This window comes from Clostridium intestinale DSM 6191 (genome assembly GCF_900130055.1).
Lineage (GTDB): Bacteria > Bacillota > Clostridia > Clostridiales > Clostridiaceae > Clostridium_T > Clostridium_T intestinale.
Map to the genome: position 1 here is coordinate 41,215 of NZ_FQXU01000004.1, position 15,144 is coordinate 56,358.

A 15,144-nucleotide genomic window follows, 5' to 3' on the forward strand; every position below is an offset into this window, starting at 1 on the left:
AAACATTTGTTCTCGTATTCATTTTGTAAGTAAAAAAAGACACCCTAAGGTGTCTTGTATTATTTAGCTATTTTATCCATTATTTCTATCCTTGAATCTCCTAAAACCTTGGCAAGTTGTGGAGATATTATTCCATTCTTATACACTCTCTCCCCATTAGAATCAATAATCTTTTTTACTCTTTCTTCTAACTTTTCATAGGTAATAAGATTTTCTAAATATGAGTCTATTGAATCCTTTAAAAATGTTGCTAATTCCTTTGGGTTTTTATATACTGTTCTCATTTTAAACTCCTTTGTATTTCATTAATTTAGAATATTATATATTATAATATTCTAAATTTCAATTTACTTCTATATTTTTCTTAAGTTATAAAATTGTTTTTTTTTAATATCTTATGTTAAACTTAAGTTAGACTAATTTATTGAGGGGGAAGTAAAGTGAAAAATTTCAAAAAAATATCTTTGTTATTAATTATATCTCTAATTTCTGTAATGGTTCTCGGCTGTTCAAAAAAAGAGAAACCATCAACAGTTTTTAATAACTTAAAAGATTATTTAAACAAACAAGATTACAAATCAATATATACGTTATTAGATGAAGACTCAAAATCATATATTAGCGAAGATGATTTTGTAAATAAGTATACTAATATATTAGGAAGTTTAGGATCAAAAGACATATCTATATCCTCTGAGGAGTTATCTACTGTCGACAAAACTAAAGAAAGTACAGTTAGTATCCCTTTTACATTATCAATGAACAGTGATTTTGGTGAAATAGACCTCCCTGACTATTCACTAGATTTAACTAAATCAAATGATAAATCTAATCCATGGAAAATTAAGTGGAGTGAAAAACTTATACTTCCTGAATTAGAAAAAGGAGAAAAGGTAAAATTTCAAAGAATAACTGCTGTCAGAGGAGAACTTATGGATAGAAATGGAACTAAGCTAGCTTCAAACGGCAAAGTGGCTTCTGTTGGAATACATCCACGTAAGTTTCTTACAGCTAAAGATTCTAATATACAAGCCCTATCCTCAATACTTGATTTAAGTACTGACTTTATAAAAGATAAGTTTAAAGATGCTGAAAATAAGCTAGATGAGTTTATTCCACTAGTTAAAATTTCCTTAAATGATAAAGAAAAAATTCAAAAAGCTACCAGCCTTCCTGGTGTACAATATATGGAGGTTTCCTCAAGAATCTATAATGGAGGAGAAGCTATAGGGTCATTAATAGGATATACTGCACCAATAACTGCAGAAGAGCTTGAAAAAAGCTCAGATAAAGGTTACGGTTCTACTAGTAATATTGGCAAAGCTGGTTTAGAACAAGTTTTTGAAACAAGACTCAAAGGAACAGATGGATTTAAGTTAACCGCAACAAGAGATGGTAAAGATGTTACAATACTTCAGAAGGAATCATCGCCTGGTGAAAATATAAAACTTACTATAGATTTACCGCTACAACAAAAAGTTTATACTGAAATGAGCGGTAAAAAAGGTGCTTCTTCCTCACTAGATCCTAAAACTGGTGAAGTTTTAGCATTAGTTAGCTCACCTTCTTATGATCCTAATATTTTCGTAACTTATAGATCTGATACATTAAAGAAACAAATAGATTCAACTTGGTCTAATATTTCAGTAAACAGATTTAATAATTCCTATGCTCCTGGCTCAATATTTAAGCTTGTTACAGCTTCTATCGGATTAGATCAAGGAGTTATAAAACCAGATGAAGCATTAGATATTAAGGGAGCTTCTTGGCAAAAAGACAGTTCTTGGGGTGGCAAAACTATAACTACTACAGTTGATCCTGGAAAACCTGTAAATCTTAAAGATGCTTTTATATACTCACACAATATTTATTTTGCACAACAAGCATTAAAAGTTGACAAGGATAAGTTTGTAGAAGGAATTAAATCTTTTGGTATAGGTGAAGATTTACCTTTCCCATACCCTATGGCAAAAAATCAAATATCTAGCGACAATTCCTTAAAAACCGATGAACTTCTTGCAGATACAGCTTATGGACAAGGTGAACTTTTAATTACACCGTTACACGCTGCTTTAATGTATAGCGCAGTAGTTAATAATGGTAATATAATGAATCCTATAATTGAAATTAGTGATTCTAATCCTCAAAAGATATGGAAAGAAAATGCTATAAGTAAGGATAACATAGATATATTAAAAAATGATTTAATAGCAGTTGTAAATAGTCCGGAAGCTACAGGTAATTTAGCTAAAATAAATGGAGTTAATATAGGTGGAAAGACTGGTACAGCTGAAATAAAATTAAATCAAGGAGATACTGCAGGTACTGAGAATTCTTGGTTTGTTGGAATAAACATGGATAATCCTAAAATGGTAATCGCAATGATGATGGAAGATACTAAATCCATAGGAGGCACACATTACCTTGTACCTAAAGTTAAAAATGTTCTTCAATATTCTTTAGGTTCATAATAAAAAATAGCTATGCATATTAAAATGTATAGCTATTTTTTATCTTTTAATTTTTCTACTCTATAACCAATTTCTCTGTTACTTTTCCTATAAGCTTCTATTATGAGCTCTTCTTTAGTTGGCTCTTGCCCTAACAGAGCATCAATTGTGAGTTGATTTCTAGTGCTGAAATATTTTTCTAAAATTCTTTCCTCTAATTCATCTTGAGAAGCTAAGGTTCCTTCATGTAATATATGTTTAACATCGAAGCCTTTTTCCCTTAAAGCTCTTCCTACTAGTATTGCTCTATGACAATTAATAGGATCTTGCATAGCTCCCATTAAAGCTATTTTATATCCTTTATTTAAACCATTTTTTAATCGTTTTATGCCTTCCAAAAAATGTTCATCTCTCATGGCTTTTTCAAAATCTGCATATCCTTCCTTTGTATAAGAACTTCTATTCATTCTTTGAGCTGCAAATTCTTTACCCATATAGATATATAAATAGCCCCTATCAGTAAGTGTTTTTCTTATTGTCTCTTTATTAAATTGAACGTTATATTTTGAATAGGGCGTTCCCCTTATATCTATTACGCAATCTATCTCATAAATTTTAAGCATATCTAATAATTTTTCAACAGAATAATTAGAATGTCCTATTGTATAAATCTCCATAAATTATACTCCTTACTAATATCTTTGGTATACTTGATTTTTATCAAGATATCCGCTGTCTATTAAAACCCTATCTAAATTATTTTCATCAACTAACACAGGGGTCAGTAAAATACTTGGGACATCTTTTCTTCCATTATTAACAGTAGTACTGGCATCAACAGGATCTCCTTTTGAAAGTTTTACTGCAAGATCAACTGCCTCCTTTCCAAGTTCTCTACTATCTTTAAAAACAGTCATGCTTTGAGTACCATTTACAATTCTTCGAGCTGCTTGCAACTCTCCATCTTGCCCTGTTACTAATACCTTTCCTGCTAGACCTTGCTCTTCTAGCGCTCTAATTACCTCATTTGCAATACTATCATTAGGGGATAATATTGCAACCACATTATTATTATTTTCTACAAGTGCATTTTTAACTATATTATATGCATTTAATGGATTCCAATCAATAACTGGTGCTTCTTTTACTATATTTATATATCTTTGTAGTACACGAGGTCTTATATACTCCATAGCTCCCTCTCTAAGCAGAGATGAATTGTTATCCGCTGGGTCCCCAAATAGAATTATATAATTTCCTCTTGGAGCTTTTTCTATTAAATATCTTCCTTGAATCTGCCCAACCCTTAAGCTGCTGTATGTTATATATGCATCTATATCTGCATCTAATATTAATCTATCATAAGCTATAATTTTAATTCCAGTTTTTTTTGCTCTATCAAGTACAGGGGCCAAGCTTTTAGAATTTATAGGAGCTATTATTAGAACTTGAACTCCTTGATCTATCATCTCATCTATTTGCTCATTTTGCCTGTTAGCATTATTTTCAGCTATAGTAACTTTAAGTGGCACTCCTAACATATCAGCCTGCATTTCCATATATCGACCATCTATTGCCCACCTATTCTGTACTTCATTTGGTAATGATACTCCTATAGGCCCCTGCCTGCTATTAATATATCTATTATTAAATCGTCCCATCAAATTATATCGATTTACTTCTAACTCTTTGATTTCAAGAATCTCATTATAAATATAAATGATTGGTACTAGAAAAATATCTGGTAATGATATATACATTTTTACCTCTAACTATAATTACTCCTTAATACATAGAATACTCTTTTTGTATTCATTTATTACTTTACAAAACTATTTCTTTCATATACAGCATTTTTATCTAGATAGCCACTATCAATAAGCACTTTATCCAAGTTATTCTTATCTACTAATACAGGATTAAGTAAAATTGATGGTACATCAACTTTGCCATTATTAGTTGTACCACTAACATCAAGTGCTTCTCCTCTTGCAAGCTTAACTGCTGTATTTATAGCCTCTTTTCCTAACTCCCTAGTATCTTTAAAAACTGTCATACTTTGAGTCCCTTTAACTATCCGTCTAGCTGCATCTAAATCTGCATCCTGACCTGTAACCACAGTCTTTCCAGCTAATCCTTGTTCTTCCAATGCTCTAATTGCACCCTCTGCTACTGAATCACTTGGCGCTAATACCGCATCTATTTTATTATTATTTACCTTTAGAGCATCTTTTACTATATTATAAGAAACTTCAGGCGACCACTTAAATGCCGTACCTTCCTTTACTATATTTATATATCTTTGTAAAACCCTAGGTCTAATATAATCCATAGCTCCCTGATTAACTAATGTTGCGTTATTATCATAAGGATGTCCCAAAATTATTACATAATTACCTCTTGGAACTTTTTCTATTAAATACTTGCCAATAATTTCCCCTGCCCTTACACTATCAAAAGTTATAAAAGCATCAAGATCTACATTGGGTATAAGTCTGTCATAAGCTATAACTTTTATTCCTTTATCCTTAGCCTTTTTTATTACTTCCTCTAAAGCACTCCCACTAATAGGTACTATTATCAATATATCAGCACCTTGTGCTATTAGTTCCTCTATCTGTAGTATTTGATTTTCTTCACTGTTGTTAGCATTTTTAACTATTATTGGTATCCCCAGCATATCTGCTTGTTCTTCCATAGCTTTCCCATCTCTGGCCCATCTTTTTGGTACCTCGCTTGGTAGAGAAACACCTATTAATCCTTGTCTAATAGAAAAAAACATATTTCCAAAACTTTCTTTTAAATTAAATTCTTTATTTACAATTTCTTCAATATCTAAACTCCCTTTAGAAACGTACCTAGTAGGTACTAAAAAATTTTCTGGCATTAATAAAAACACTTTTACCTCTATGTATAATTACTCTTTAATACATAGAATACTCTTTTTGTATTCATTTATTACTTTACAAAATTATTTATTTTTATTAATTATAATATAATGCACTTTTAAATAATATGACGTACTATTGTCATGTTATTTGATTTATAATAAAGATAACTAATTATAAGAGGTGATATAATGCCAACTCCTTTGAAATACATGTACGATGAAACTTTCCTTAGTAATTTTGCTAAAAAAATACATAGCGTATATGATAAATTTAATATAGATAGTTTTATACATACAGTAATGGACAATTTTTGGGAAAGTCTTGAGCTAAAAGAGAGAATTCGTAAGATAACTCTTGCACTAGGTGAACATCTCCCAACTGAATACGAAAAAGCCTTAGATATATTATTCTCTATTGATGAATCTTGTGTTGGATTTCCTTATTTATTTTTCCCTGACTTTGTAGAGGTATATGGGCAAGCTGATGAACATTGGTCCCTATCAATGAAGGCACTTGAACGATTCACAATTAAGTCATCATCTGAATTTGCTGTTAGGCCCTTTATACTAAAAAAACCTGAAACTATGATACTTCAAATGAAATCTTGGGCTACGAGTTCAAATGAACATGTTCGAAGACTCGCTAGTGAGGGCTTAAGACCACGTTTACCTTGGGGAATGTCTCTACCAATTTTTAAAACTGATCCTATTCCGGTTTTATCTGTACTTGAAATATTAAAAAGTGATAAATCACTTTATGTAAGAAAAAGCGTTAGTAATAATTTAAATGATATCTCAAAAGATAATCCTAATTTAGTATTAGAAACAGCTTTAGCTTGGAAAGGTGTAAGCGCTAATACCGATTGGATAATAAGACATGGTTGTAGAACTTTAATAAAAAAGTCGCATCCAAAAGCTCTTGAACTTTTCGGTTATTCTCTTAATGGCAGCAATGATTTTTCAATAAAAAAAGCTTTACTGAAAATAAATCCTTATAACATAACCATAGGAGATAGCTGTGACCTTCATTACGATTTAAAACTTGAGGTAAATAGAAAAACTAAAATTAGAATAGAATATAAGATAGATTTTATAAAAGCTAAAGGTAAAAAATCCAGCAAAGCCTTTCTTCTATCAGATAAAGAAATTTCAAAAGATATTAATATAGAAGGCAGGCGTACTCATAGCTTTAAAGATTTGACTACACGTAAACACTATCCTGGAGAGCACTCTATAACTCTTCTCATAAATGGTAATGAAGTTTCTAAAGATACTCTAATCCTTAAGTAAAATAAAAGCACTTAGAAAAATCTAGGTGCTTTAACTTTGTTGTATATTTCATTTCAAAGTCTCAATTATATATGATAAGCTTGCTCGTTCAACCATCAACTACATTATCCTGAACATTTATAATACTTTCTCAAGCTCTTCTTTAATATTATTTGTAAGTACTCCCCCATGATAACATATAATTTTTTCTATATTATAGGGCATAAACTTTTTTATAGACTCTTTTGCGCTAACCATATCTAAGGTATACTCAGGATTAGCAATAGATAAATGACCCTTTTCAATGACCATTGCATCTCCAGTAATTAAGGTTTTGCTTTCTTTAACATATATTGATATATGTCCTGGCATATGCCCTGGAGTATTTATTATCTCTAGTCCTCCACAATAATTAAGAACTTCTCCATCTTCTACACATTTATCTACAAAAACATTCTCTAAAGCTTCAAGCTGCTTTTGAAACTCTCTAGCACCAGCTTTTTCATTTTCCGGAAGAATATCATAAATATCTTCTGCCTGCTGTAACCTTAATGATTTTACTTTTCCGCTTACATATTTCTCTTCCTCTATATATGAAATAATCTCAACACTTGGATACTTTCTTTTTAGCTCAGCTAAAGATCCCATATGATCGTAGTCATGATGTGTAATTATAACCTTTGTTAAATTACTTATATCTACATTATTTTCTTTGGCTACTTTTTCTATTAGCTCTAATGAATTTGGATAACCGCAGTCAATCAAAATCATTTCTTTATCATCCCTTAAGATCACAGGAAAAATACTATTAACTGAATCATTATAAAAATATTTTAATTCCAATACTTCTAAAGTGCTCATTTTCTCACTCCTTGATAAATCTATACTTAATACTATATCATATTATTTTTAATCTTATTGCTCATAATTGTTTCTGTATTAATAAAGCAAGAAGCAGTTAGTATTTCTACCAACTGCTTCTTGCTAATTTTATCTGATGTCTAGCCACTGTAACACTCCCACTTCTTCAAGTGGGAGATAACAGTGGCACGACCCTAGATAAGTTCAACTAAGATTCAGATGGGAATCAAACATCACCTGAATCAAGTTTCACTTGATATTTATGAGGGGATCATAAAAAATAAAACTTATCATGTATTTATATTACAATTTAAATTTAAAATTATGATGTGATAATCATGTTATTTTTATGTGCAGCAATTCTATTTAAGTTTATTTTATGTTTAAATTTCTCAATTGATCTATTAATTATAAGCTCCTCTGGAAAATTAACTTCCTTTAAAACTTCATATGCTAAATCATATTTACAAATATCTGTATCTATATGAGCGTCACTTGATACTATAATTTCCACATTATACTTCTTGCATAGCTCTAACATATTAATGTTGTTTTCTCTAGCATTTTTTCTATTATTAATAGGATTTAAGGAGTTATTGTTAAGCTCTAAAAGTGTATTATATTCTTTAGCAGCTTGTACAATAACCTCATAATTTAAAGGACAATCTCCATCATCGGGATGACTTATAATATCTATTCTCGGATTCTTTATTGCCTCCATTATAGCATTTGTATTTTGTTCCATAGTTCCATGTGTATAACAATGATGATGTATTCCTGCTATTCTTATGTCTAACTTATCTATGATTCTATCCTCTAAACTAAGTTTACCATCATAATCTAAAATATTTATTTCAGCTCCAAGCATAAGTTCTACTCCATACATCTCTCTTGGAACCACTCGTAAGTTGGCAAAATAAATAGGTGCGCATGTTCCTGGTATTCCTGTTGCATGTTCTGTAATTCCTAACAATTTTAAACCTTTATTAGAAGCCTCTTTAGCCATTTCTCTTATAGTGCTATAAGCATGACCACTTGCTATTGTATGTGTGTGAACGTCCAATTCTATATTCATTTCTACCTCCTTGAAATATAAGAATTAATTACACTAACTATTATACCTCTAATTTATTTACTTAGATTACAAAAAATAAAAAACCTCAATTTCTCAAGGTTTCTTATCTTATTTGAAATTTAAAATATACCTAATTGTTTATTTCCAGATCATTAAAATAGTCCCCGAAGTTATAAGTGCTCCAGCTATAAAAGTTTTGATGGTAAAATCTTCTTTCAATATGAAAAATGATAAAATCAAGGTAAGTACTATACTTAATTTGTCAATCAATGCAACCTGTGCAACTTGTCCCAATGAAATAGCTTTATAATAAAATACCCAAGACAATCCGGTAGCTATTCCTGAAAGTATTAAGAATGTCCAATTTTGCTTAGTTAAGCTGGTTATACCTTTGTATCCTCCTGTACTTAAAACAATTCCCCATGCTAGAACTATTATCACTACAGTTCTTATAGCAGTAGCTAAATTAGAATCTACTCCTTTAATTCCTATTTTGGCTAGAATTGATGTAAGTGCTGCAAATACTGCTGAAAGTATGGCAAATAATTTCCACATTCTTTACCCTCCCCATAAAAGTCACTACTTCTTTACTTTAGCTTATTCTGATTTAATTAATTCGTTACAAAATTAAATATTAATTTTTAGTTTAATAACATAAATAAAAGTATACATTCTACTAAATTAAAACTTAGTAAAAGTATACTTTAAAGCTTATTTTTTAACTTTACTTATATTAAGAGTTTTTTACAGGATGCCTTATTACTGTTTTCATCTTACTAAAATTTATTTTTCTAGGATCGGATAAATAGATTTCGTGATGTCTTTTTATTATACCTTGTTCATTAGTAGTTGAGATTGCATTTATCAAATTATTATCTTCTACATATTTATCTAACTTTTCTATAGTCTTAGGTTCATCATCATAAGACCCAATATGCATAATTTGAACACAAAGTCCTTCTTTGAATGTTTGAAGTCTAGCTCTAGATACATCTAATTTTGGTTTCTTTTTTGAGACTTCTCTACATGCCCACTCGAACACCTCTTTTGTAACAAACTCAGGCTGTCTTATCATTGATGTCCACTCAAATTTATCCTTTTTAGTAAAATCCATATCATCATTCTCTACCCACCAAAGACCTTCAAGCGGTGGAACAACATATTCAAAATACCCATCTATATTATAACTTCCCTTTTTGCTCATCTTTATAGCATAAGATAAAGCATATAAAATTTCTACTGCTGATTTATATTCTCCGCCCTCATCATTTGGATTTCCTTTCCCATCTACCATAATAAAATTCATTTCAGGTACATCAACTAACATTGGTTCATTTTTAGGCAGATATAAGTCCTTAAACTCTTTTTTATAATCTAACTTAACTTGAGTCATTCTATTCTCTCCTCCTACTCTATTGGAATTATAATCTCGGTTATATAATTATTAGGATTACCTTTAAATATTTTACCTGGCCCTTTAATATATATTTCTCTTGATGGTGTTAAACATTTATAATTTTTATCTTTTGCATAATCTAATATGGATTTATAAGCCATATTTAGGCTCCCATAATCACCTTTGTGAATTGTAGTAACTGCTTTTATCTTAGGTAATTCTTTTATTGTTACCTCGTCATTTTCAATTTTTTCTGATGTTGGTACACATAGTTCTATGTCGGCCTCTTCAGCATATTCACTATCATAATAACAGTTAAAAGGCTCTTCCACTGCTTTCCCTTTTATTGCTTTATATATTTTCCCAATATGCTTTCCTACATCGCTATACTTTCCTTTAAATCTAATTGATGCAACCCTCACAGCTTCAAGTTCTTTAATTTTAATTTCATAGCTCATACTAATCTCCTCTTCCTTATCTAAATTAATATAGAGGTCGATTTTTTTAAGTAATAGTTTTTCTTGCTGAATTTTCTTTTCTATTAACTCTTTCTTTTCTTGTAAATAATAAGATAAATCTGATTTATCCTCATAGCTATTAAGTAGATCTTTAATTTCAGAAATAGAAAAATCTAAATTTCGTAACATCAGTATTAGCTCCGCCTTATTAAAATCTTCTTCGCTATAATACCTATAATTAGTATCCTCATCTCTATAAGATGGAGTTAGTATATTTTCTTCATCATAATATCTTAAAGTCTTTACAGTCATATTTGTTATCTTTGAAAACTCACCTATTTTATACATCTCTTCACCTCCATAACATCAGTATAACCTGTCCCCTGCACTGGAAAGTCAATATATTTTCATACCGCTGTTTCACTGTTCCACTGCTCCAATGTTTCGCTGTTCCTATGTTTTTATGCTTTTATGTTTCTACACAAGTATGTTTTTATGCAAGTATGTTTTTATGCAATTATGCTTCCCTGTTTTGCTGTTCCAATGCTGTTATGCTCCTATGATTTTAGAATCAAAAAAAGAAGTTAAACTACAAAAAGATTTCTGTAGCTTAACTTTATGTTTAAACATCAACTTTTTCCATATGATTTGCATACCATCTACTAAATAGTATTTTCAAAGAAGCTGCAAGTGGTACTCCTATAAGCATTCCTATAAGACCACCAACATTTCCACCTATAAGTATTGCAAGCATAGTAAATACTGGATGTAACCCTACACTATCACCAACTATTTTAGGTGCTAATAAATTATTGTCTATTTGCTGAACCACAAGCATTCCTATGATTGCCCATACGGCAGTTATTGGTTCTCCACTTAATAAAGCCATAACTACAGCAAGTATAGTTCCGACAACTGGTCCTATATATGGTATCATGTTACAAATACCAGCTATTATACCTATAACTAAGGCATAGTCTATTCCTATAAGGAATAATGCAATTGTTGATAATACTCCAACCATAAATGCTTCTAATAGTTGTCCTTTTATATAATTATTAAAAGTATCATTGATTATATTAAATATTTCTTTCAACTTATTTCCAGACTTGCTCTTTCCAAAGATAAGATTAAAAATCTTATTCCATAAATCCATAAAGTATTCTGAATCCTTTATAAGATAAATACTAAGAACTAAAGCTATAAAAAATGTTGCAATATTTCCACCTGTATTAACTACAAAGTTCCCCATAGCCCCTATACTGTTTGTTACATACACCTGTATAGAGCTTACTATTTGCGCTATTTTATCATTTAAATTTCCTCCAAGAAGAGAAATATTTAAACTTTCTAGCTTTTCACTTATAGAATTTACTGAAAGAGTTGAATTGTTTAAGTAATCCGTTAAATACGCGGTCATATTTGTTATGGATGTATTATTTGAAAGTTTGCCTCCAACCATGATATATATACCAGAAATTATAGCTATAAATATTGCCATTACTAATATGTACATAGTTACTATTCCAACTGTTCGTCTTGTGCCTTCTTTTTTAAATATGTTATTTTTTCTTAAAAATTCTTCAATAAATTTAACTCCAGGATAAAGTAGATATGCTATTATTAATGCTATAAAAAGAGGCTTTATTAATTGCATAAAATATCCTATAGTTCGTGAAATAAAATTAATTATTCCTCCTATATTATCGAAAAGACTTATACCAGCATAAATTAAAAGAGCCGTTCCTGCAAAATATAAGCAATACTGTATTAGTTTTTTATCTAATTTCATTAATGCCAAATCCTCCTGAATAATTTATTATAATTTTTATTACCTTATTATATGGTTATTTATAATTATAATAAATATATGTCAATCAGTAAAGAACAAATAATTTCTAATATGTAAAAACCATTATCACAAATGTAATAATGGTTTTTATTTTATAAGCTTTCTAACTCTTTACATATATTATCGATTTCGTTATAACTGCTTGTCATATCTACTATGCTTTTATTTAATTCGTTTATTGCTAAAAAGATTTGCTCCATAGATGCTGCTGTTTCTTCAACATTATCGCTGATATTATGAACAGAATCTAAGGAATCTTTCATAGATTTTTCTAAGATTCTATACTGAGAACTAACATTTTTTGAATGACTAAGTACATTCGAAGTATTAGAATTAACATTTTTAAATAAATCTTTTACATCATTTGTATGGTCATTACAAGCCTGTATAGATTTTTGCTCTTTAAGTATTTGATTCGCAACTACTTGCGTTTTATTGGATATATTATTAAGTATTGATTCAACTTTATCTGTTGATGCTTTTGAGTCCTCTGCTAATTTTCTAACTTCTTCAGCTACTACAGCAAAACCCTTACCATGTTCTCCAGCTCTTGCTGCTTCAATTGATGCATTAAGTGCCAAAAGATTCGTTTGCTCTGATATTTCTGTAATACTGTTTATTATTTGTACTATTTTGCTATTTTCTTCACTTAACTCAGTTATTAATGAAACTACACTAGTAATATCTGAATTAACCTTGTTCATTTCTGATGATAGTATATCCACTTTATTTGTACCTTCTAACACAACATTTTCCGTAGACCTTGAAAGTTCTTCCATAGTTCTTATTGCGTTTGTAACTTCCTCAACCTTCTCTACTCCAACTTCCATGACAGATTTCATGCTGTCTACTACCTCTACTTGATTTGAAGCTCCTGATGAAACCTCACTAGTTGAGCTTGTAATCTCCTCTGTTATCTGACCTGTTGAAGAGATTCCATTTCTTATTTTTTTGTTAGCATCTGTTAAAGTTTTTATAGTGGTGTATATCTTTTCTAATAATACTTCTGCTTTTTGTTTTGCCTCTTTCGTTTCTTTATGGTTGTCTTCTATGTTCTTATATATTGTTTTAGTTATAAATGCATTAATAGATAGTACAGCTGATGCTGCTACAATGTATAATATGTAAAATATCAATTCTTCATAGCCTACAGAAGCAAATAGGCTTGTCTTATATGTTAAAAAGAAATATATAATTAATGCTGAGGATACCAGAGCCTCTATTATCAATACTTTAAAATCTTGATAAACACTAATAAGCATTACCCCATAATAAATCAAAATAAAATTTGCCCAATTAGGATCAGATATAAACATTATAAATATTACGACCCCATACATAAATATCCCAAAATACATAGCCGGTATGATTTTTTTTCTTAGCACTAGAATGATGTCAACTAAAGCTAAAGGTATAGCTGCCGCTATTAAAATCACTATAGCCTTTTGATCTACTTTCAAAATAACATCAAATATAACTCTTAATATTACGGATCCTATAAATCCTGCAAGCATAATCTTATTTTTTAAATCAATGTTCTTTTTATAATCCATTGTCTTTCCCCCTCTTAGAGATTGTATAATAATCATCCTTAATATGTTTTAATATCCATCTATGTATATTTTCGTCATAATCTCCCTAATAGTTTATCATGTTATTATATTTTCTTCTATATTATCTCAAACTTTATTACATAATTCCTCATTTTTCACTAAAGGTTCATTTTTATACATAAAAAAATAACCCATTATATATATTTTTTAGTAAAATAGTAACTACTTATATAAAATTTTGTTTTTGTAAGTTCAAAAATACTAAATATTATTGAAAGCAGGGTGAACTTAAAATGAATGTGAAAATAAAAGCGATAGACTATTATCATCCAAAAACAAAATATTCAAACGAATACTTTTTAGATCATTTCTCTAAACAAGGAGTAGACATTTCTGGGCTTTTAAAAGTTACAGGGAGAAAAGAGAGATATATTTCAGAAGATCCATATGAAAACTCTTTAACTATGGCAATTGAAGCCTGTACAAAAGTTTTAAGAACTTCTGATATAGATCCAGCCGATATAAATCTAGTTGTTTTTGTATCCTCGACCCCAGAGTATTTATCTCCTACAAATGCTGTCAAAATACATGAAGCTTTAGGTTTAGGTAAACAAACTAATGCATATGATATGAACGGTAATTGCTCTGGAATGATAAATGCTTTTGATCAAGTTTGCAGAACTATGAAAAGTAATAATAGAATAAAATATACACTTTTAGTTGGCTCAGATTTACTTATTAGATATTCTAGAAAATCCGAAGCTATAACTTATGCTAACTTTGGCGAATCAGCTTGTGCAGTTTTATTAGAAAATGTTGATAGCGGTCCTTCCGATTTTATAGATAGCTCCTCTTATGTGGACAGTTCTTTAAGCTGCTATATAAACTTCCCTCCTGAAGGATTCTCAAATGTTCTTGCAACCGAAGAAGCCCCTGAAAAAGATAATAGAATAATAGAGTGGATAGACTTTAATACAGATGATGCTTTTGCAAGTTCTGTAGATTCAATAAATGATATTTTAGGAAGAAATAATTTAACTAAAAATGATGTTAAACTTTATTGTTTATCTCAATTTGCAAAAAAAAATATTGATATGATTCAAGCTACGCTAGAAGAACCTGTTGAGAAATTCCCTTTTGTAGGAGACAGGTTTGGTTACACAGGTGTAACTAGTCCATTTTTAGCTTTAGCTGATTCTATAAAAAATGGTAAACTTAAGCCTGGAGACCATGTTATTCTTTGGACAGTAGGCGCTGGAGTAATAGCTTCATGTGTTCTTTTAAGATATTAAATAATAAAGAGTTGTTCAAGCCTAAGCTATGGACAACTCTTTATTTCT

The 15,144-nt window shown here is 29.9% G+C and carries 14 protein-coding genes; 3 read left to right on the forward strand and 11 right to left on the reverse strand.

Going from position 1 to position 15,144, the window contains the following annotated elements; translation table 11 throughout:
* Positions 1-59: 59 nt before the first annotated feature.
* Positions 60-284: a TIGR04540 family protein gene (locus BUA92_RS03830; protein WP_021802393.1), complete on the reverse strand. Its 225-nt coding sequence runs from the start codon at positions 282-284 to the stop codon at positions 60-62.
* A 156-nt stretch (positions 285-440) separates the two neighbouring features.
* Between BUA92_RS03830 and BUA92_RS03835 the strand changes: the two genes are divergently transcribed.
* A complete protein-coding gene (locus BUA92_RS03835; RefSeq protein ID WP_083553397.1) occupies positions 441-2,471 on the forward strand; it encodes a penicillin-binding transpeptidase domain-containing protein in 2,031 nt (676 codons plus the stop codon).
* 32 nt (positions 2,472-2,503) lie between these two features.
* Here BUA92_RS03835 and BUA92_RS03840 read toward each other — a convergent pair whose 3' ends face one another.
* From BUA92_RS03840 to BUA92_RS03850, 3 genes are read right to left on the reverse strand one after another with little or no spacing between them, the layout of a single operon-like run.
* Positions 2,504-3,127 (reverse strand): DUF488 domain-containing protein, encoded by a 624-nt coding sequence (locus BUA92_RS03840; protein WP_073016922.1) that lies wholly within the window; start codon positions 3,125-3,127, stop codon positions 2,504-2,506.
* Between the two features lie 15 nt (positions 3,128-3,142).
* Positions 3,143-4,210 carry a sugar ABC transporter substrate-binding protein gene (locus BUA92_RS03845; protein ID WP_073016923.1) on the reverse strand — a complete coding sequence of 356 codons (1,068 nt, stop codon included), beginning with the start codon at positions 4,208-4,210 and terminating at the stop codon, positions 3,143-3,145.
* 59 nt (positions 4,211-4,269) lie between these two features.
* The gene (locus tag BUA92_RS03850) at positions 4,270-5,337 is read right to left on the reverse strand and encodes a sugar ABC transporter substrate-binding protein (protein WP_139259294.1); all 1,068 of its coding nucleotides are present in this window, start codon (positions 5,335-5,337) and stop codon (positions 4,270-4,272) included.
* A gap of 213 nt (positions 5,338-5,550) precedes the next feature.
* Here BUA92_RS03850 and BUA92_RS03855 point away from each other — a divergent pair, with 213 nt between their 5' ends.
* Positions 5,551-6,630, forward strand: coding sequence for a DNA alkylation repair protein (locus BUA92_RS03855; RefSeq protein WP_242950051.1), 1,080 nt, complete (start codon positions 5,551-5,553; stop codon positions 6,628-6,630).
* A 117-nt stretch (positions 6,631-6,747) separates the two neighbouring features.
* On the opposite strand, the gene BUA92_RS03860 is transcribed toward BUA92_RS03855, so the two are convergent.
* The 7 genes from BUA92_RS03860 to BUA92_RS03890 all read right to left on the reverse strand — a co-directional run bounded on the left by BUA92_RS03860 (position 6,748) and on the right by BUA92_RS03890 (position 13,804).
* Complete coding sequence (locus BUA92_RS03860) at positions 6,748-7,470, reverse strand: MBL fold metallo-hydrolase (protein ID WP_073016929.1); 723 nt, start codon at positions 7,468-7,470, stop codon at positions 6,748-6,750.
* A 322-nt stretch (positions 7,471-7,792) separates the two neighbouring features.
* Positions 7,793-8,545, reverse strand: coding sequence for a phosphatase (locus BUA92_RS03865; RefSeq protein WP_073016931.1), 753 nt, complete (start codon positions 8,543-8,545; stop codon positions 7,793-7,795).
* Positions 8,546-8,683: 138 nt separating this feature from the next.
* Positions 8,684-9,100, reverse strand: coding sequence for an EamA family transporter (locus tag BUA92_RS03870; protein WP_073016933.1), 417 nt, complete (start codon positions 9,098-9,100; stop codon positions 8,684-8,686).
* Between the two features lie 178 nt (positions 9,101-9,278).
* Positions 9,279-9,938 carry a GyrI-like domain-containing protein gene (locus tag BUA92_RS03875; RefSeq protein ID WP_073016935.1) on the reverse strand — a complete coding sequence of 220 codons (660 nt, stop codon included), beginning with the start codon at positions 9,936-9,938 and terminating at the stop codon, positions 9,279-9,281.
* A 14-nt stretch (positions 9,939-9,952) separates the two neighbouring features.
* On the reverse strand, positions 9,953-10,747 hold the full coding sequence (locus BUA92_RS03880) for a MerR family transcriptional regulator (protein ID WP_073016937.1): 795 nt from the start codon (positions 10,745-10,747) through the stop codon (positions 9,953-9,955).
* A 274-nt stretch (positions 10,748-11,021) separates the two neighbouring features.
* Complete coding sequence (locus tag BUA92_RS03885) at positions 11,022-12,191, reverse strand: AI-2E family transporter (RefSeq protein WP_073016939.1); 1,170 nt, start codon at positions 12,189-12,191, stop codon at positions 11,022-11,024.
* A gap of 152 nt (positions 12,192-12,343) precedes the next feature.
* Positions 12,344-13,804: a methyl-accepting chemotaxis protein gene (locus tag BUA92_RS03890; protein WP_073016942.1), complete on the reverse strand. Its 1,461-nt coding sequence runs from the start codon at positions 13,802-13,804 to the stop codon at positions 12,344-12,346.
* 293 nt (positions 13,805-14,097) lie between these two features.
* Here BUA92_RS03890 and BUA92_RS03895 point away from each other — a divergent pair, with 293 nt between their 5' ends.
* On the forward strand, positions 14,098-15,096 hold the full coding sequence (locus BUA92_RS03895; RefSeq protein WP_073016944.1) for a ketoacyl-ACP synthase III: 999 nt from the start codon (positions 14,098-14,100) through the stop codon (positions 15,094-15,096).
* Positions 15,097-15,144 lie beyond the last annotated feature (48 nt).

What these genes read in the sequence shown, in the direction of transcription:
- BUA92_RS03830 (WP_021802393.1), bottom strand. Translation starts at nt 284, where the DNA reads ATGAGAACAGTATATAAAAACCCAAAGGAATTAGCAACATTTTTAAAG.
- BUA92_RS03840 (WP_073016922.1), bottom strand. Translation starts at nt 3,127, where the DNA reads ATGGAGATTTATACAATAGGACATTCTAATTATTCTGTTGAAAAATTA.
- BUA92_RS03845 (WP_073016923.1), bottom strand. Translation starts at nt 4,210, where the DNA reads ATGTATATATCATTACCAGATATTTTTCTAGTACCAATCATTTATATT.
- BUA92_RS03850 (WP_139259294.1), bottom strand. Translation starts at nt 5,337, where the DNA reads ATGCCAGAAAATTTTTTAGTACCTACTAGGTACGTTTCTAAAGGGAGT.
- BUA92_RS03855 (WP_242950051.1), top strand. Translation starts at nt 5,551, where the DNA reads ATGTACGATGAAACTTTCCTTAGTAATTTTGCTAAAAAAATACATAGC.
- BUA92_RS03860 (WP_073016929.1), bottom strand. Translation starts at nt 7,470, where the DNA reads ATGAGCACTTTAGAAGTATTGGAATTAAAATATTTTTATAATGATTCA.
- BUA92_RS03865 (WP_073016931.1), bottom strand. Translation starts at nt 8,545, where the DNA reads ATGAATATAGAATTGGACGTTCACACACATACAATAGCAAGTGGTCAT.
- BUA92_RS03870 (WP_073016933.1), bottom strand. Translation starts at nt 9,100, where the DNA reads ATGTGGAAATTATTTGCCATACTTTCAGCAGTATTTGCAGCACTTACA.
- BUA92_RS03875 (WP_073016935.1), bottom strand. Translation starts at nt 9,938, where the DNA reads ATGACTCAAGTTAAGTTAGATTATAAAAAAGAGTTTAAGGACTTATAT.
- BUA92_RS03880 (WP_073016937.1), bottom strand. Translation starts at nt 10,747, where the DNA reads ATGTATAAAATAGGTGAGTTTTCAAAGATAACAAATATGACTGTAAAG.
- BUA92_RS03885 (WP_073016939.1), bottom strand. Translation starts at nt 12,191, where the DNA reads ATGAAATTAGATAAAAAACTAATACAGTATTGCTTATATTTTGCAGGA.
- BUA92_RS03890 (WP_073016942.1), bottom strand. Translation starts at nt 13,804, where the DNA reads ATGGATTATAAAAAGAACATTGATTTAAAAAATAAGATTATGCTTGCA.
- BUA92_RS03895 (WP_073016944.1), top strand. Translation starts at nt 14,098, where the DNA reads ATGAATGTGAAAATAAAAGCGATAGACTATTATCATCCAAAAACAAAA.